This window comes from uncultured Thalassolituus sp., from assembly GCF_950066645.1.
Lineage (GTDB): Bacteria > Pseudomonadota > Gammaproteobacteria > Pseudomonadales > Oceanobacteraceae > Thalassolituus.
This window is the reverse complement of sequence record NZ_CATMFB010000020.1, coordinates 1-17,104: the sequence shown is the minus strand read 5'-3', so window position 1 is coordinate 17,104 and position 17,104 is coordinate 1. Positions and strand designations below refer to the sequence as shown.

Below are 17,104 nucleotides of genomic sequence, written 5' to 3'. Positions count from 1 at the left end.
CGCGTTCGCGGCGATGACAAGAAGGTGTGTGCTGGATTACCGCGTTCGCGGCAATGACATGTCTGCGCGGCAATGAGATGTCGGCGTGGAGATGACACCCCCATTCGCCGTAACGGTACTCCTCAGGTATCATGCCGGCTTTGTTTGTGTGTGTCTGAGGTGCGTCTCTTGTCTGATTCTTCTGCTGTCCGTCTTACGGAGTACAGTCACGGTGCGGGTTGTGGCTGTAAGATCTCGCCTAAGGTGTTGGATACTATTCTGGCATCTCAGCTGAGTCTGCCGGATAGCCCGAATCTTCTCGTTGGCAACAGTTCAAAAGATGATGCTGCCGCCTACGACATTGGCAACGGTCAGGCGGTGCTGAGCACCACTGATTTCTTTATGCCCATCGCGGATGATCCCTTCGATTTTGGCCGTATCGCGGCGACGAACGCTATCTCAGACATTTATGCCATGGGTGGTAAGCCATTAATGGCGATTGCCATTCTGGGCTGGCCGGTAAACCTTCTGCCACCAGAGGTCGCTCAGAAGGTGGTTGATGGTGGTCGTCAGGCCTGTGCCGATGCGGGTATTCCGCTGGCGGGTGGTCACAGTATCGATTCGCCTGAACCGATTTTTGGCCTGGCCGTCACCGGCATCGTTGATATCGACAAGCTTAAGCAGAACAACCGCGCGACGGCTGGCTGTAAGCTGTACCTGTCTAAGCCATTAGGTGTCGGTGTGCTGACTACGGCGCAGAAGAAGAAACTTCTGAAGCCTGAGCACGAGTTTCTGGCGCGCGATACGATGTGCATCCTGAATAAAGTCGGGGAGAAGATCTCCGCGTTGCCGGGGGTAGAGGCTCTGACTGACGTCACAGGCTTTGGCCTTGGGGGGCACTTGCTTGAGATCTGCGAGGGCAGTGGCGTGAATGCTGTGGTCAACTACAACGCACTGCCTGTCATGGCTCCAGTCAAAGACTATATCGCGCAGGGTTCGATGCCAGGCGGGACTGATCGTAACTTCGATAGTTATGGCGAGAAGCTCTCTGTGTTAACGGATGAACAGCGCGCGATCGTCTGCGACCCTCAGACCAGTGGCGGTCTGCTGATTGCCGTACGCCCGGAGCAAGCTGCCGAGGTCGAGGCCATTCTTGCGGCTGAAGGTCTGCAGAACACTTGCATTGGTGAACTGGTGGAAGCGTCTGATGGTCTGGTGCGGGTCGAGGTTCGTGCATGAGCCGTGCAGATACCGCTGATTTCAAAGCCCTGTTTCTGAAAGATACGCCCATGATGGATACGCGAGCGCCTCTTGAGTTTAAGAAGGGTGCGTTTCCACATACGGTGAGCCTGCCGTTAATGACGGATCAGGAACGGGCGAAGGTCGGTACCTGTTATAAAAAGAAGGGTCAGGACGAAGCGATTAAGCTCGGTCATCAGCTGGTTTCTGGCGAGACCAAGCAGGAACGTCTGGAAAAGTGGCTGGCCTTCGCCAAAGCGAATCCAGACGGCTATCTCTATTGTTTTCGTGGGGGGCTGCGCAGTCAGATCACCCAGCAATGGCTGAAAGACGCCGGGTGTGACTATCCGCGCATCACCGGTGGCTACAAAGCCATGCGTCGTTTCCTCATTGATACCCTGGATCGCGTCGCGGTTGAGCAGCCATTGATTGTTGTGGCGGGTGAAACCGGTTGCGCCAAAACCGAGTTGATTAAACAGGTCAACGGGCATGTCGATCTGGAAGGCATTGCGAATCATCGTGGAAGCACGTTTGGCAAGCGCGCCACGGCGCAGCCCCCGCAGATCGGTTTTGAAAACGCGGTGGCAGTTGATTTTCTGCGCCACGAAGACACGCATCCTGATCGCCCGGTTGTGCTTGAAGACGAGAGTCTGCTGATTGGTCGCTGTGCTTTGCCGGAACGGCTGCGCGCTGAAATGGCGAAATCACCTCTGGCTGTGGTTGAAGCGACGATGGAGCAACGTGTCGAGCACAGCTTCAATAATTATATTCTGGATAAACTCGCTGAATGGCAAAGCGAAGTCGGCGAAGAAGAAGGTTTTGCTGCCTTCGCTGATGACCTGCGCACCAGTATGGGTAAAGTTGAGCGCCGTCTTGGCGGCGTTCGCCATAAGGCCATGACTGAGACGTTAGAAGCGGCCCTGGCTCAGCACGAAAGGGGCGACCCAGGCCTGCATCGTGACTGGATTCAGCCCATGCTGGAAGAGTATTACGATCCTATGTACCGCTGGCAGTTGAGTAAAAAGGCTGGCCGTATTCTAATTCGCGGCACATTCGATGAAGTCCGTGACTTCCTGAACTCCGATTCGGTAAAACGATAACTTTTTTAAACCTTTGACTAACCCCTAAATAACACAGGAAAACTCGATGAAAATCCGACAATGGATGCTGGGTGGTCTGATGACCTTACTGGCAACAAGTGCACTGGCAGAAACTTTTACCTTCACTGCGATCCCTGATGAAGATGAAAGCCGCCTGAATGAGCGCTTTGGTAAGGTTGCAGACTATCTGGCAGCGGAGTTGGGTGTCGACGTTAAATACATTCCTGTGAAGTCGTACCCTGCGGCGATCACGGCATTCCGTAATGATCAGGTTCAGCTGGCGTGGTTTGGTGGTCTGTCAGGTGTGCAGGCGCGTGAATTAGTGCCGGGTTCTACCGCGATTGCTCAGGGTTACGAAGACCAGTTCTTTAAAACTTACATTATTGCGAACGTATCGACCGGCCTGGAAGCGTCTGAAGAATTCCCGCAGGGCATTAAAGGTAAGACCTTTACTTTTGGTTCCAAAGGTTCGACCTCTGGCCGTCTGATGCCGGAATTTCATATCCGTGAAAACATGGGCGCGCCAGAAGACGTATTCGCGCGTGTTGGTTTTTCGGGCGATCACAGCCGTACTGTCACTCAGGTTGAAAGCGGTGCCTTTGAAGTGGGCGCGGTGAACTACAGCGTTTACGATAACCGCGTCGCAGAGGGCTCGACTGACCCTGAGAAAGTAAAAGTCATCTGGACCACGCCGACGTACCCGGATTATCAGTGGACGATCCGTGGCGATGTTGATGCCCGTTATGGCGAAGGTTTTACTCAGAAAGTCACCGACGCTCTGCTGAATATGAAAGACAAAGACCTGCTGGCGAGCTTCCCGCGTGAAAGCTTTGTACCAGCCAGCAACGACGATTACGCGCCTATTAAGGCAACCGGTGAAGCCATCGGCCTGCTGGGCGAGTAATTTTCGTGTTTGAACTTTCTCACGCATCGCTGGATCACGGCAAACAGCGGGTATTGCACGATATCAGTGTCAATATCGCAGCCGGTGAGAAAGTTGCTCTTATCGGCCCGTCAGGGGCCGGTAAATCGTCACTGCTCTCGCTTTTGTGGGAGCAGAGTCCAGCAGACATTGCGCTTTGCCCGCAGGACAGTGCTCTGGTCGATATTCTGTCGGTGTATCAGAACATCTACATGGGCGCACTCAGTCGCCATGGCAATATTTATAACCTGCTGAATTTAATCCGGCCGTGGGCGGATCGTCGTCGTGAAGTGTCGATGATTGCAGAAGCCTTAGGTATCGGAGAGAAGCTGAAAACCTCGCCGGATAAACTTTCGGGTGGTCAGCGTCAGCGTGTGGCATTGGGCAGGGCGCTCTACAGAAAACAGCCGGTATTTTTCGGTGATGAACCTGTGTCATCGCTTGACCCGGCGCAGGGTGATGAACTGTTGAGTTTAGTTCTGGGAGAACATGACACAGCCGTCGTGGCGATTCACAGCCCGGAACTGGCGCTTAAGCATTTCACCCGGCTTATTGCGTTACAGCACGGGCGGATTGTCGGCGACTGGCCTGCGGATACGGTCACTCTGGATCAGGTTTCTTCGATCTACTCCGGTGGGCCGTCTGTTCAAGCGGTCGATAATGCGCGCTGAACTGGCCAGTGAAGTTTCAACAGCTTCTCGCTTAGCCCGTTTAAGCGGCGGCTTTATCGTTGTCGCTATTATTTCGCTGTTTATTGCAGATATTCATTTCTACCGGCCAGACCCCTGGCAGGAGCTGGGCCGTATTGGTCTGGGATTAATTACTCCGTATTGGCCGGACATTCCCGAGCTTGCGTTAGCCCTTGGTCACACAGTCGCCTTTGCTTTGTTGGCTGTGGCGGGCTCAGCTGTTTTAGGGTTATTTCTGGCGATGTGGTTTCATTGGCGCATCGTGCGGGTCTTTGCGGCATCCATCCGTTCTGTGCACGAAGTCTTCTGGGGGCTGCTGTTTATGCAGGTCTGGGGCTTAAGTGCGACGACCGGGTTACTGGCGATCCTGATCCCTTTTACTGGAATTTTTACCAAAGTTTTTGCGGATATTCTGCATCAGCAATCACCACAAACCGTACAGACGTTTGGTAATGCACCGCGTATCAGCCGTTATGTGTATGGGTTGATTCCCAAGGCCTGGCCAGAACTTATTTCGTACGTGCGTTATCGCTTTGAGTGCGCCTTGCGCTCCAGCGCAATCCTCGGCTTTATCGGCTTGCCCACGCTAGGTTTTCATCTGGAAACCGCGTTCAAACAGGGTCAGTACAGCGAAGCCGCGGCTGTGCTCTGGGTGTTTCTGTTGCTGATTGGCAGTGTGCGCTTGTGGCTGCGACCTAAGTTGATTCCGTTATTTATTGCCGCTGCGATCTGGGTGTTACCAGAAATGCCACCGGTAAATGCCAGCTTTTTCTGGCAATTTATCACTGAGGATTTATGGCCAAAGGCTCTGCAGCGGGGTGATTTAATCGCCACAGGGCAGTGGTACGGCAATGTTTTTATGTCAGACGTCTGGCCCGCGTTGTGGCAGACATTGGCCGTGACGCAGGCAGCGCTGGTATTGAGCGGGCTGCTGGCGCTTATGTATTACCCGTTTGCGAGTCGCTGGCTGGTGGGCGGCTTCCGACCGATGGGGCGCTTTAAGCTGCTGGTACTGCGGTCGGTGCCTGAGCTGATGCTGGCCTATGTATTTATGTTGATTTTCGGTCCGTCGGCCTTGCCGGCGATTCTGGCGCTGGGTATTCACAATGGCGGTCTGATTGCCTTCCTGTTGGCCAACAACAGCGAAGATGCCGCTAGGGTTCAGCGTCCGGATTCACCAACAGGTGCGATGCGATTCTTCTATCAGGATCTTCCGCAACGTTATCCAGCATTTCTGGCGCTGCTGTTTTACCGCTGGGAAGTGATCATGCGCGAAAGCGCCATGATGGGCGTGCTCGGTATCGCAACGCTGGGCTTCTATGTCGATTCGGCGTTTGAAGAAATCCGCTTTGATAAAGCCTTCTTTCTGATTGTGATGGCGGCGGTGCTGAATATCATCATCGACAGCCTCTCCCGTCGGCTACGCAGAAGGTCGGGGCTGCGCACACCGCTTATGTAAGGTAGGCTGACCCTATGGCTCTTATATTTCTGTTTGCGTCTGCCCTGTGCTGGACGCTGTTTGATCTGGCCCGGAAAACACTGGCATCCTCTGAAAGCCCGCTGGCTCTGACTCTGGCATTCAATGTGGGAGCCATTCCTCTTTATGCGACTGCGTGGTTCTTCAGCTCAGAGGGGGTTGCTCCTGCGGATTACTGGGTACCTTCCTTTATCGCTGCTGTGCTTGCAGCGATTGCTGCGCTTGGATTTATTACCGCACTGAAACTTGGTGATATTGCCAGGGTCATACCGGTGCTTGCATTAACGCCCGTTATTTCTACGCTGGCTGCAGGGGTCATACTTAACGAGTCGATGACACTTCTGCAATGGCTGGCGATGCTGGTCACGATTGTCGCCATCATAGGAGCGCAGGGCGGGCTGCATCACGTCAGAGGAAAACCATTTATTCTGATGCTGCTGGTGTGTTTTGGCTGGGGGCTGGGTATCGTGTTTGATAAGCAGGCGTTAGCTCACAGTGGCCCTTTTTTTCATGGCCTGGTGCAGACTTTGGCCGGTTCGGTGATTCTCATGCTGTTTGCTGTCACGACTGGCCTGCAGGCGAGATTGACGGGGCGTGTGATCCGGGTGATTCCTGCGTTGTTGATTTTTGTAGGCGCGGTTGTCTTTCAGTGGCAGGCTTTGGCAGACCTGGATGCCGGCGTGATCGAAACCGTCAAACGCAGTATCGGTATTATTGGCGCTCTGTTGGCAGGGGCTCTGATATTTAATGAGCAGGTAAGTCGTGCTCAGATTCTTTGGTGTCTTGTGATTCTGACGGGTATCCCCGTTATTCTTCAACCGGAGTTGTCATTATGAATAAAAAGGTACTGGTCGCCGTTGCCGATGGTACGGAAGAACTCGAAGCCGTCACGATTATTGATATTCTCCGACGCGCTCGCCTGGACGTCATCGTTGCGTCTGTCATGTCCGCCCGCGAAGTGATCTGCTCCCGCGGAGTGCGGATCACAGCCGACCGCCTGATCGACGAGTGTGTGAATGAACGTTGGGACGCTGTGATCTGTCCGGGTGGTATGCCCGGCGCTGCGCATCTTTCCGATACCATCACTCTGGTTGAAATACTGCAGAGTCAGAACGACGCTGAACGTTGTATCGGTGCAATCTGTGCGGCACCACAGGTCGTTCTGTCGGCCCACGGTTTACTCAATGGACGCAAGGCGACAGCATATCCGGGTTTTCGTGAAAAGCTGGACGCAGACGGAGCCGTAATCTGTGATGACGCGTTGGTAAAGGACGGGCACTTTATCACCAGTCAGGGACCCGGGACTGCGATGATCTTTGCCCTGGCTTTAGTGAATGAGCTTGCCGGAGAGGAAGTAGCTCATGACGTCGCGGATGGTTTATTGGTGTAAAAAATCCAGCGCCATTGCGCTGGATTTTTTAATTGTGTGATTGAATTTCAGAGCCCCATGCAGTTTGCATAGTATGTCGTTGTGGCCGGCCAGTCAGAGAACACACCTATCACACCGACGTCCTGTGCAAGAACGTGCAGGAGGTTCATAACGTCACCTTCGTTGTCGATTACGTCAGGCATACCGGTCTCACCATTAAGGCCGGTGTAGTACCAGTCGTTACGCTGGCTGATAAGACCCGAGCGCTCGAGTGACCAGGCAATCAGTTTCAGGCCAGCTTCTTTGGCATTTATGGCGTACTGTGAAGGTACGATATTCCCTTCTGCATCGGCTTCAACCAGCATCCATAGTGGTGGGGCCAGGACGCGTACACCTTCTGCGCGCCATTGCTGCATTGTTGCCAGCGATACGTTCACGTCATACACGCCATCCAGATACACGGCCTGACGTCCGAAGCGGGTGTTTTCTACCCAGTAAATTACGTCTTCGTAATTAAACGATTGCGGCCATACGCGACGAGGATGGATGCCTGCTTCACGGTACTCATCAATCATCTGCTGCGCGTACATCGCCTGCGTGTAATCCCCCTCATAAGGCATGTCGACTGACGGAGATTTCAGCTCAGGCGTGAAATCAACACCGAGGTCGTTGAGCAGTTGAATACTTTCGGCATGAGTGAGAAGCGTCCCTTTGGTGGAGTAGAGATCGGTGCGCCAGTCAGGTGTCGCATTCATGTATTCTTCAATGCTGGTAGCACTGGTATCTGCAGCGTCCATTTTGCCCTGCAAAGACTTAAATTCTGCCAGTGAAATATCACTGGTACAGCAACGGATATCACGCGCATTGACGAGCTTCCCTTCGCTGTCAAACTCAGGAGCTACCGAGCACTTTTCTGCCAGTGGTGTCGCCAGGATGTTAGTCGTGGTGTGCAGATCACACTGGGAATGACGGCAAACGAGTTCGCGATCTTTGGTAAAGGTCACGTCACATTCAACGATACCGGCGCCCATTCTGGCTGCCGCTTCGTAAGACTCTTTTGTGTGCTCTGGAAACTGCATGGCCGCGCCGCGGTGACCTATAGAAAACTTGCTCTTGAAAAACGGGCCGCTTTCACACGATTCCAGTGTTTCTTTAAGAGGGCCTTCGTCCATGTCTGCAACGAGGAAAAATGGTCGGGGGCCAAGCTGTGTTTCGGTGAGCTTTCCAAACAGTTTTGAAAAGCCCTGGCCGTGTTTATGATGGTCAGGGCTGGCCTGGGTAGCGCAGCCTGCGATCAGCATCAGTGAAGCGAACGCATAAGTTATCAGGGATTTCACGAGTAACCTCCATAGCAGTTGGGTTGGCATAGGGAGGTTCAGGCTAAATAGTCTGAGTTGCAGTTTCGCAACTTTTGCGTGACGGTCTCGTGTCATGTTGCCTTTTCAGTGTTGTGGCGTTGCTCGCCATATTTTTCTGTTACCCAGTCCGGATGTTTCCAGAGAATTCTCGGGTCGCGATAGGTTTTCAGATCTCTGAACATATTCTGCCAGTCGTAAACCTGAGCATGCCATGGGTTGTTAGGGTTGGTCGGCATACGTTTTACCCCATAAATAATTTCGCCAGCGGTTTCTTCTGCCTGAAAGGTGCCAAACAGTTTGTCCCAGATGATCAGGATTCCGCCGAAGTTTTTGTCGATCTGGGCGGTGTTGCTGCCGTGATGCACGCGGTGATGAGACGGCGTGTTGAATATTTTCTCTGCCCAGCCGAGAGTCCGCACCTGTTCTGTATGAAGAAAAAACTGATAAACAAGGTTCGCTTCAATGGCGATGAGTGTCCAGGTTTTATCGAAACCGATCAGTGCCGCAGGAATCCACCAGAGTATCCAGGTGCCAGAAAAAGCATAAGTGAAGTTCTGGCGTAATGCGGTCGAGAGGTTCATGTGTTCAGAGCTGTGATGGGTGACGTGCGCATTCCAGAACCAGCGTATTTTGTGCATCAGAAAATGCGCGGCATACATGCACAGATCAATAAACAGCACCAGCGCGATGATGCTGACCACACTAACGTCAGGGTTCCACTGGAAGCCGTATTGATACACCCAGTCGTAAAACACCTGAATGAAGAGCGCGATGGCGATCCCGTCGACAATTTTGTACGAGGCTCCCGTAACAATATTGGTGATGGTTTCAGGGAACCGGTAGACGTTCAGTCTGCCGCGACTTCGGGCCCAGAGATTCTCGACGACCATAGCACCGATGAATACGCCTGAAAAAAGAGCAATAAAAGCGATTGCCCGCAAGATATCTTCCATAGTGGTCATCCTCTATCCGGTTAGTGACACCCTGACAGACTAGCCCGTGCGGTATCTGATATATTGATGTTTTAAGACAATGTTTTGATATTTTCAGACAACATGATGATTCCGGAACGTGATGATCGTCTGGCGGCCCTCTCCGTCAGTGGAGATCTCATCTCTCTCTTGCTTGATTTTCTGAGTGAGCAGGGCGCTGATGGTTCGCTGCTGGCACAGCGGTTGAGGCTTGTAGGGCAGGCCCGGCGCCTGACGTTTGCCGAGTGGTGGCGCTGGCTGGATGAACTTCAGATGCACTTTGCCGGTCAGCCGGTCGCGGTCGAGCTGGCCAGAAGAGTGGCGCCAGAACATCTCGGGGTCATCGGCTATCTGGCACTGTCTTCCGGGACAGTGCTTGAGGCCTTTCAGCATTTCGAGCGATATCAGCGCCTTCTGTATGAGGGCCCTGGCGCGCGGATTGAGATCCGTGACGGCCTCGCCGGCATCATCTGGGATAGTCAGTATGGTGGTTCAAGCCGATATTCCGATGAGGTCATTCATGGCGGACTGGTGACGTTTCTGCGCCGCATGACCCGGCGATCAGATCTGATGCTCAGGCGTACAGATATCATCTGGCAGGATCTTCCTGATCGGCAAGCCTATCTGAACCACGTCGGAGGTGAGTTAAAGAGCGGGGCCACCAACAACGCGCTCTGGTTTGAAGCTTCCTATCTGATGTTGCCTCTGTCTCCTGATGAGAGCGCTGCGCAACGATTACAGCAAGCGGCGGATCAGGCACTGCACAGCCTCCCTGATGAGAGCGGTGTCCTGGCCACGGTCAGGCGAATCCTGGTGGAGGCGCTGCCGCGGGGCGGTGGCAGTCAGCAGGAAGTGGCAAAGGCGCTGGCGATGTCAGAGCGTACTCTGTTGCGCCGTCTGAGTAGCTGTGGGGTTTCTTTCCGGTCACTGCAGACCGCCGTCCGGATGGAGTTAGCGCAGTCCTATCTGCGCGAGCGCCATCTGACCCTGAGTGAGGTCGCCTTGCTGTTGGGGTATTCCGAGCAGGCCGCTTTTAACCGGGCCTTCAAAGCCTCCATGGGAGTACCACCGGGAGAATGGCAGAGACGCCATGGACATTGAGCTCTTATGGCGGTTTACATGCCTATTTACGGCCTGTAGAGTACGTGCTCTTTTTTATTCACGTGGCCTGTCGTGGGGGCCACCACTGACAAGGATCTGCTATGCCTGTTATTACCCTTCCTGATGGCTCCAAACGCGAGTTCGATCAACCCGTAACCCTGATGCAAGTGGCTGAAGATATCGGCCCGGGCCTTGCCAAAGCGACTGTGTGTGGTCGTATCAATGGTGAGCTGGTTGATGCCTGTGAACTGATCACTGAAGACGCTGAAATCTCTCTGATCACTGGTCGCGATGAAGAAGGCCTGGAAGTTATCCGACACTCGTTTGCTCACCTTGTGGGCCACGCGGTGAAACAGCTGTACCCAACAGCGAAGATGGCCATTGGTCCTGTCATTGAAAACGGCTTCTATTACGACATCGATTACGATCGCCCATTTACACCAGAAGACGTCGAAGCCATTGAGAAGCGCGTTAAAGAGCTGATCAAGAAAGATTACGAAGTTATCAAGAAGATGACTCCGATTCAGGAAGCACGCGAAGTATTTGTGGGGCGTGGTGAAGACTACAAAGTTGAGCTGATCGACGACCTGATCGAGAAGGGTGAGACAGCGGTAGGTCTGTACCACCACGAAGAATACACGGATATGTGTCGTGGCCCGCACGTACCAAACACCCGTGTCATGCGTATCTTCAAGCTGCAGCGTGTGTCCGGTGCCTACTGGCGCGGTGACTCACAGAACGCTCAGCTGCAGCGTATCTACGGTACTGCGTGGAACGACAAGAAAGAAATGAAGGCGTATCTGCAGCGCCTGGAAGAAGCTGAAAAGCGTGACCACCGTAAACTGGCTAAGCAGCTGGATCTGTTCCACTTGCAGGAAGAAGCGCCGGGCATGGTGTTCTGGCATCCAAACGGCTGGACTATTTATCAGGTACTCGAGCAGTACATGCGTAAAGTTCAGAACGATGCCGGCTACAGCGAGATCAAGACACCGCAGGTGGTAGACCGCACTCTGTGGGAGAAGTCAGGTCACTGGGAACACTACTCAGACGCCATGTTCACCACCGAATCTGAGAAGCGCAGCTACGCGGTTAAGCCGATGAACTGCCCATGTCATATTCAGGTGTTTAATCAGGGGCTGAAGTCCTACCGTGACCTGCCGCTGCGTCTGGCAGAGTTTGGTTGCTGTCACCGTAACGAGCCATCCGGTGCGCTGCACGGCATTATGCGTGTACGTGGGTTTACCCAGGATGACGCGCACATCTTCTGCGCCAAGAATCAGATCCGTCAGGAAGCCTCTGACTTCATCAAGCTGACTTTGGATGTCTACAAAGACTTCGGCTTTGATGCGGTAGAAATGAAGCTGTCTACCCGTCCGGAGGGGCGTATTGGTGAAGAGTCTCTGTGGGATGAAGCAGAAGCGGCACTTGAAGATGCTCTGAACGATGCGGGTCTCGACTGGGAACTGCAGCCGGGTGAAGGCGCGTTCTACGGTCCTAAGATCGAGTTCTCTCTGCGTGACTGCATTGGCCGTGTATGGCAGTGCGGTACGATTCAGCTCGACTTCATGCTGCCAGAGCGCCTGGGCGCCCAGTTCGTTGACGAAGACGGCGAGCGTAAAACGCCTGTGATGCTGCACCGTGCTATCCTTGGTTCCTTCGAGCGCTTCGTCGGGATTCTGATCGAGCACTATGCTGGTGCAATGCCGCCATGGTTGGCTCCTCAGCAGGTGTCAGTGCTCAATATTACCGATTCTCAGGGCGAATATTGCGAAGAACTGGCGAAAAACCTGAAATCTGAAGGATTCCGGGCCGCTGCGGACTTGAGAAACGAGAAGATCGGCTTTAAAATCCGCGAGCATACTTTACAGAAGGTCCCATACCTGCTTGTGGTAGGGGATAAAGAGAAAGAAACAAACACCGTTGCTGTGCGTACACGGAAAGGTGAAGACCTTGGTACCATGAGCCTGGAAGCATTCAAGCAGCTTCTGAATGAAGGCATTTCGCAGCGCGGTCGGTTTGGAATGGAGAACTGATCATCAGACGCGATAATAAACGAGGCGGCCGCGACAACAGAGCCGCCATCAACGACCAGATTCGTGCAAACGAGGTTCGTTTGATAGGCGCAGATGGCGAGCAAGTAGGCGTCGTCTCACTGGCAGAAGCACTTGAAGCCGCAGGAGAAGCTGAGCTGGATCTGGTACAGATCTCAGACGGCGATCCGATCGTCTGCAAGATCATGGATTTCGGTAAGAAGCTTTACGAAGAGAAGAAGCAGAAGGCCGAAGCCAAGAAGCGACAGCACCAGGTCCAGATTAAGGAAGTTAAATTCCGTCCGGGCACTGAAGAAGGGGATTACCAGATCAAACTGCGTAACCTGCGTCGCTTCCTGGAGGGTGGAGATAAAGCCAAGATCACACTGCGTTTCCGCGGTCGTGAAATGGCCCACCAGAATATTGGTATGGACCTGATGAACCGCCTCGAAGCGGACCTGACTGATCTCGGCACTGTTGAACAGCGTCCGAAGATGGAAGGCCGCCAGATGGTGATGGTGATCGGGCCCGGCAAAAAGAAGTAGTCTGGTTCTCAAATGAAACAGAGGCCCCGATGTATGTCGGGGTCTCTGCGTTCTGCCAGACGCTGCAGTAGCCAGAATGGCTGCTGTTAATACGGCAGGAATTGTACAGGGTCTTAGTTTCTGTACGTTCCATCACTTTCGGAGTATCAAAATGCCAAAAATCAAAACTAAGAGTGGCGCAGCTAAGCGCTTCAAAAAGACTGCGAACGGCTTCAAACACCGTAATGCTTTCCGCAGCCACATCCTGACCAAGAAGAGCACAAAGCGTAAGCGCCACCTGCGTGGTATGTCTCAGCTGCACGCTGCAGACAAGAAGCTCGTTCTGCGTATGCTTCCTAACCTTTGATTGGATTGTTTCAGGAGATAAATTATGGCTCGTGTAAAACGTGGTGTGATCGCTCGTCGTCGTCACAAAAAAATTCTGAAGCAGGCTAAAGGTTATTACGGTGCTCGTAGCCGTGTATTCCGTGTAGCTAAGCAGGCAGTTATTAAAGCTGGTCAGTATGCTTACCGTGACCGTCGTCAGCGTAAGCGTCAGTTCCGTCAGCTGTGGATCGCGCGTATCAACGCTGGTGCTCGCATCAACGGCCTGTCTTACAGCAAGTTCATCAACGGCCTGAAAAAAGCCGCTGTTGAAATTGACCGTAAGGTACTGGCTGATCTGGCAGTGAACGAAAAAGCAGCATTTGCGGCTCTGGTTGAAAAAGCCAAGTCCAGCCTGTGATTTCACTGCACCTCTCACTGAGGGGTGACCAGAACCGATAATCAGCTCCGGCTGATTATCAGGGAATAGGGGAGTGGCTTTCTTCGGAAGACCTCCCCTATTTTTTTGCTGAAACCGAATGAATTTACGGATCACAACGATGGAAAACCTAGAGGCCCTGACGCAACAGGCGCTGGCCGCAGTGGCCGCCGCGGGCGATGTCGCTGCACTGGATCAGGTACGCGTACAGTACCTGGGGAAAAAGGGCGAAATTTCCGCCCTGATGAAGAACCTTGGTAATGTCGCACCGGAAGACCGCCCGAAAGTCGGCGCGGTAATTAACGAAGCCCGTGACCAGGTTCAGACGGCTCTGAATGCGCGTAAAACCGCGCTGGAGACCGACGCTCTGAACGCCAAGCTGGCGTCAGAAACCATCGATGTGACCCTGCCGGGGCGCGCCGTACAGGAAGGCAGTCTGCACCCTGTTACCCGTACCCTGGAACGTATTGAGTCTTTCTTTGCGAACGCTGGTTATCAGGTCGCAGAAGGGCCGGAAATCGAAGACGATTTCCACAACTTTGAGGCGTTGAATATTCCGTCTCATCACCCGGCGCGTGCGATGCACGACACCTTTTATTTTGATGCATCGACGCTGCTGCGTACCCACACGTCACCAGTGCAGGTGCGTACGATGGAAGCTCAGCAACCGCCGATCCGCATTATCTGCCCGGGCCGTGTGTACCGTTGCGATTACGATCAGACTCATTCACCCATGTTTCATCAGGTTGAAGGCCTGCTGGTCGACAAGGGCATCAGCTTTGCGGATCTGAAAGGCACTATTCAGGAGTTTCTGAGCGTGTTCTTTGAGCGTGACCTGGTCGTCCGCCTGCGCCCGTCTTACTTTCCGTTTACCGAGCCGTCTGCTGAGATCGATATTGAGTGGGTGATTGAAACGCCGGAAGGCACCAAGCGCCGCTGGCTTGAGGTCGGTGGTTGCGGCATGGTCCACCCGGAAGTGTTCAAACACGTGAACATTGATCCGGACGAATACACCGGCTTCGCGTTTGGCATGGGTGTGGAGCGTCTGGCGATGCTGCGTTATGGGGTGAACGACCTGCGTCTGTTCTTCGAAAATGACCTGCGTTTCCTGCAGCAGTTCAAGTAAATCTCAGCGCTAAGGTAAACAGATTATGAAATTCAGCGAACAGTGGTTACGCCAATGGGTACAGCCTGAGATTACTACTCAGGAACTGGTCGATCAGCTTACGCTGGCAGGCCTTGAAGTCGACGGCGCAGAGCCCGTCGCAGGTGAATTTTCCGGCGTTGTTGTGGGTCAGGTCGTAAGCCGTGAACAGCACCCGGATGCCGACAAGCTCAGCCTTTGTCAGGTGACTGATGGTACTGAGAGTTTTCAGATTGTATGTGGCGCTGCCAATGTACGTGAAGGCCTGAAAATTCCGTTTGCCAAAATCGGTGCCGAGCTTCCGGGCGGCTTTAAAATCAAGAAAGCGAAGCTGCGTGGCGTGGAGTCTTTCGGGATGCTGTGTGCCGAGGCAGAACTTGGTATGGCTGACAGCTCTGACGGGCTGATGGAACTGCCGGATTCTGCGCCAGTCGGTACGGATTTCCGTGAATATCTCAACCTTGACGATACTGTGGTAGAGGTCGATCTGACGCCAAACCGTGCAGATTGCCTAAGCATTGCCGGCCTGGCTCGCGAAGTGGGTGTGCTATCTAAGGTGGCTGTTTCTGGTCCGGATATTCAGGCCGTGGCGCCTGTGATTTCAGACGCTCCTTCCATCGAAGTGGCAGCGCCACAGGCATGTCCTCGTTACCTCGGCCGTGTTGTCCGCGGAGTGAAGGTGAATGCCGAGACTCCTTTGTGGATGGTTGAAAAGCTGCGTCGCAGTGGTATCCGTAGTATCGACCCCGTCGTCGATATCACCAACTACGTCCTGCTTGAGCTTGGTCAGCCAATGCATGCCTTCGACCTCAAATGCGTGCAGGGTGGTATCCGTGTCCGTATGGCGGAGCAGGGCGAGAAGCTGACATTGCTCGATGGTCAGGAAATCGAACTCAACGCAGACACGCTGCTGATTGCTGACCACGAAAAGCCACTTGCGCTTGCAGGTGTCATGGGCGGCGAATTCTCAGGCGTCAGCGGTGACACGCAGGACCTGCTCCTTGAAGCAGCGTTCTTCAATCCGATCGCCATCGCCGGCCGTGCCCGTAATTATGGTCTGCACACCGATTCGTCTCACCGTTTTGAACGCGGCGTTGATTACAACCTGGCGCGCACCGCGATGGAACGTGCCACTCAGCTGGTGATTGATATCTGTGGTGGCCAGCCTGGCCCGGTCAGCGAAGTGACCAGCGAGCAGGACCTGCCGCAGGCTGCGACGATCACCCTTCGTAAGAGTCGCATTGAACAGATTCTGAGCCTGACGCTTCCGGATGCCGAGGTAGAAGACATTCTGGTTCGTCTGGGTATGCAGGTTGAAACGGTAGAGGGAGGCTGGAAAGCCATTGCTCCTGGTTACCGGTTCGACATGGCGATTGAAGCTGATCTGATCGAAGAACTCGCACGGATTTACGGTTATAACCGTCTGCCTGTGCGTACACCAGCAGCCGCAACGCCGCTCGCTAAGGCTCCGGAATCACGCCTGCCTTTGCGCGATCTGCGTCGCCAGCTGATTGCCCGAGGGTATCAGGAAGCTATCACTTATAGCTTTGTTGAGCCTTCAGTACAGAAAGCACTGGACCCTGAGCGTGAGGCTCTGGCGCTGCTGAACCCGATTTCAGCGGATATGTCGGTCATGCGCACGACCCTGTGGGCAGGGCTGGTAACGGCAGCCGACTACAACCTCAAGCGTCAGCAACCGCGCGTACGTCTGTTCGAGACGGGATTACGTTTCATTCCATCCGACGATGGTCTGCAGCAGATTCCGACTCTGGCAATGCTGATCTGTGGTAACCGTCTGCCGCAGTCATGGACTGAAAACGAATCCGCAGCCGACTTCTTTGACCTGAAAGGGGATGTAGAAGCACTGTTTGCCCGTGGTGGTCAGGCGTCGGCATACCGCTTTGAAGTGGCTCAGCATCCTGCTCTGCATCCTGGTCAGAGTGCCCGTATTCTGAAAAATGGTCAGCCAATCGGTTGGATTGGTGCCCTTCATCCGAGCACTCAGAAAGCCCTGGGCATCAAGCAAACGCTTCTGGTCGCTGAGATGGATCTGGACGCCGTTCGTGATATCGCGGTTCCGACGTTCGGCGAACTGTCGAAATTCCCGGAAATGCGTCGTGATCTGGCACTGGTTGTTGATCAGTCGGTCCAGGTAGATCAGGTGTTCGATGCCATCCGCTCTGCGGCGGGCGAGTACCTCAAAAAGCTCAACCTTTTTGACGTATATGTGGGCAAAGGCATTGATCCGGATAGAAAAAGTCTCGCTTTGGGCTTGACGTGGCAACATCCTTCACGCACTCTGACTGATGAAGAAGTGAACGATTCCGTGAATGCGGTACTCGCTCAACTCTCTGAAAGTACAGGAGCAACGTTAAGGGGTTAACATGACCGCCCTGACCAAAGCAGAATTGGCAGAAAAACTGTTCGAAGATCTTGGT

Annotated in this window: 16 protein-coding genes; 14 read left to right on the top strand and 2 right to left on the bottom strand. The window is 53.7% G+C overall.

Annotated features, from left to right (window positions below; genetic code table 11):
• Positions 1-168: 168 nt before the first annotated feature.
• From selD to Q1L85_RS15375, 7 genes are read left to right on the top strand one after another with little or no spacing between them, the layout of a single operon-like run.
• Positions 169-1,218, top strand: a complete 1,050-nt coding sequence (gene selD, locus Q1L85_RS15405; protein WP_300426379.1) for a selenide, water dikinase SelD — start codon at positions 169-171, stop codon at positions 1,216-1,218.
• Complete coding sequence (gene mnmH, locus Q1L85_RS15400) at positions 1,215-2,318, top strand: tRNA 2-selenouridine(34) synthase MnmH (RefSeq protein WP_300426380.1); 1,104 nt, start codon at positions 1,215-1,217, stop codon at positions 2,316-2,318. Before selD ends, mnmH begins: the two co-directional genes overlap by 4 nt.
• A 46-nt stretch (positions 2,319-2,364) precedes the next feature.
• Complete coding sequence (locus Q1L85_RS15395) at positions 2,365-3,222, top strand: putative selenate ABC transporter substrate-binding protein (protein WP_300426381.1); 858 nt, start codon at positions 2,365-2,367, stop codon at positions 3,220-3,222.
• A 5-nt stretch (positions 3,223-3,227) separates the two neighbouring features.
• Positions 3,228-3,911, top strand: coding sequence for an ATP-binding cassette domain-containing protein (locus Q1L85_RS15390; protein WP_300426382.1), 684 nt, complete (start codon positions 3,228-3,230; stop codon positions 3,909-3,911).
• Positions 3,901-5,388, top strand: a complete 1,488-nt coding sequence (locus Q1L85_RS15385) for a hypothetical protein (protein ID WP_300426383.1) — start codon at positions 3,901-3,903, stop codon at positions 5,386-5,388. Before Q1L85_RS15390 ends, Q1L85_RS15385 begins: the two co-directional genes overlap by 11 nt.
• A 14-nt stretch (positions 5,389-5,402) precedes the next feature.
• Positions 5,403-6,242: a DMT family transporter gene (locus Q1L85_RS15380; protein WP_300426384.1), complete on the top strand. Its 840-nt coding sequence runs from the start codon at positions 5,403-5,405 to the stop codon at positions 6,240-6,242.
• Positions 6,239-6,796 (top strand): DJ-1 family glyoxalase III, encoded by a 558-nt coding sequence (locus tag Q1L85_RS15375; protein ID WP_300426386.1) that lies wholly within the window; start codon positions 6,239-6,241, stop codon positions 6,794-6,796. Before Q1L85_RS15380 ends, Q1L85_RS15375 begins: the two co-directional genes overlap by 4 nt.
• Positions 6,797-6,843: 47 nt before the next feature.
• Here Q1L85_RS15375 and Q1L85_RS15370 read toward each other — a convergent pair whose 3' ends face one another.
• Both Q1L85_RS15370 and Q1L85_RS15365 read right to left on the bottom strand, forming a co-directional pair.
• Positions 6,844-8,112: a glycerophosphodiester phosphodiesterase family protein gene (locus tag Q1L85_RS15370; protein WP_300426387.1), complete on the bottom strand. Its 1,269-nt coding sequence runs from the start codon at positions 8,110-8,112 to the stop codon at positions 6,844-6,846.
• A 92-nt stretch (positions 8,113-8,204) separates the two neighbouring features.
• Positions 8,205-9,086 (bottom strand): sterol desaturase family protein, encoded by an 882-nt coding sequence (locus tag Q1L85_RS15365; RefSeq protein WP_300426388.1) that lies wholly within the window; start codon positions 9,084-9,086, stop codon positions 8,205-8,207.
• A gap of 102 nt (positions 9,087-9,188) precedes the next feature.
• Here Q1L85_RS15365 and Q1L85_RS15360 point away from each other — a divergent pair, with 102 nt between their 5' ends.
• The 7 genes from Q1L85_RS15360 (at position 9,189) to pheT (ending at position 17,049) form a co-directional block, all read left to right on the top strand.
• The gene (locus tag Q1L85_RS15360) at positions 9,189-10,205 is read left to right on the top strand and encodes an AraC family transcriptional regulator (RefSeq protein WP_300433559.1); all 1,017 of its coding nucleotides are present in this window, start codon (positions 9,189-9,191) and stop codon (positions 10,203-10,205) included.
• Between the two features lie 101 nt (positions 10,206-10,306).
• Complete coding sequence (gene thrS / locus Q1L85_RS15355) at positions 10,307-12,238, top strand: threonine--tRNA ligase (RefSeq protein ID WP_300426392.1); 1,932 nt, start codon at positions 10,307-10,309, stop codon at positions 12,236-12,238.
• A gap of 2 nt (positions 12,239-12,240) precedes the next feature.
• A complete protein-coding gene (gene infC, locus Q1L85_RS15350; RefSeq protein ID WP_370292694.1) occupies positions 12,241-12,780 on the top strand; it encodes a translation initiation factor IF-3 in 540 nt (179 codons plus the stop codon).
• Positions 12,781-12,931: 151 nt separating this feature from the next.
• Positions 12,932-13,126, top strand: coding sequence for a 50S ribosomal protein L35 (rpmI, locus tag Q1L85_RS15345; RefSeq protein WP_300426394.1), 195 nt, complete (start codon positions 12,932-12,934; stop codon positions 13,124-13,126).
• Between the two features lie 24 nt (positions 13,127-13,150).
• Positions 13,151-13,504 carry a 50S ribosomal protein L20 gene (gene rplT / locus Q1L85_RS15340; RefSeq protein WP_230331460.1) on the top strand — a complete coding sequence of 118 codons (354 nt, stop codon included), beginning with the start codon at positions 13,151-13,153 and terminating at the stop codon, positions 13,502-13,504.
• Positions 13,505-13,643: 139 nt separating this feature from the next.
• Entirely contained in the window at positions 13,644-14,648 is a 1,005-nt protein-coding gene (gene pheS / locus Q1L85_RS15335) for a phenylalanine--tRNA ligase subunit alpha (protein WP_300426397.1), read from the top strand.
• Positions 14,649-14,673: 25 nt separating this feature from the next.
• Entirely contained in the window at positions 14,674-17,049 is a 2,376-nt protein-coding gene (pheT, locus tag Q1L85_RS15330; RefSeq protein ID WP_300433558.1) for a phenylalanine--tRNA ligase subunit beta, read from the top strand.
• Positions 17,050-17,104 lie beyond the last annotated feature (55 nt).

Bases quoted from the DNA above. Each gene is read 5' to 3' on its own strand.
- pheS (WP_300426397.1), top strand. From the start codon at position 13,644: ATGGAAAACCTAGAGGCCCTGACGCAACAGGCGCTGGCCGCAGTGGCC.
- pheT (WP_300433558.1), top strand. From the start codon at position 14,674: ATGAAATTCAGCGAACAGTGGTTACGCCAATGGGTACAGCCTGAGATT.
- Q1L85_RS15385 (WP_300426383.1), top strand. From the start codon at position 3,901: ATGCGCGCTGAACTGGCCAGTGAAGTTTCAACAGCTTCTCGCTTAGCC.
- Q1L85_RS15375 (WP_300426386.1), top strand. From the start codon at position 6,239: ATGAATAAAAAGGTACTGGTCGCCGTTGCCGATGGTACGGAAGAACTC.
- thrS (WP_300426392.1), top strand. From the start codon at position 10,307: ATGCCTGTTATTACCCTTCCTGATGGCTCCAAACGCGAGTTCGATCAA.
- mnmH (WP_300426380.1), top strand. From the start codon at position 1,215: ATGAGCCGTGCAGATACCGCTGATTTCAAAGCCCTGTTTCTGAAAGAT.
- Q1L85_RS15380 (WP_300426384.1), top strand. From the start codon at position 5,403: ATGGCTCTTATATTTCTGTTTGCGTCTGCCCTGTGCTGGACGCTGTTT.
- Q1L85_RS15395 (WP_300426381.1), top strand. From the start codon at position 2,365: ATGAAAATCCGACAATGGATGCTGGGTGGTCTGATGACCTTACTGGCA.
- rplT (WP_230331460.1), top strand. From the start codon at position 13,151: ATGGCTCGTGTAAAACGTGGTGTGATCGCTCGTCGTCGTCACAAAAAA.
- rpmI (WP_300426394.1), top strand. From the start codon at position 12,932: ATGCCAAAAATCAAAACTAAGAGTGGCGCAGCTAAGCGCTTCAAAAAG.
- Q1L85_RS15360 (WP_300433559.1), top strand. From the start codon at position 9,189: ATGATGATTCCGGAACGTGATGATCGTCTGGCGGCCCTCTCCGTCAGT.
- Q1L85_RS15365 (WP_300426388.1), bottom strand. From the start codon at position 9,086: ATGGAAGATATCTTGCGGGCAATCGCTTTTATTGCTCTTTTTTCAGGC.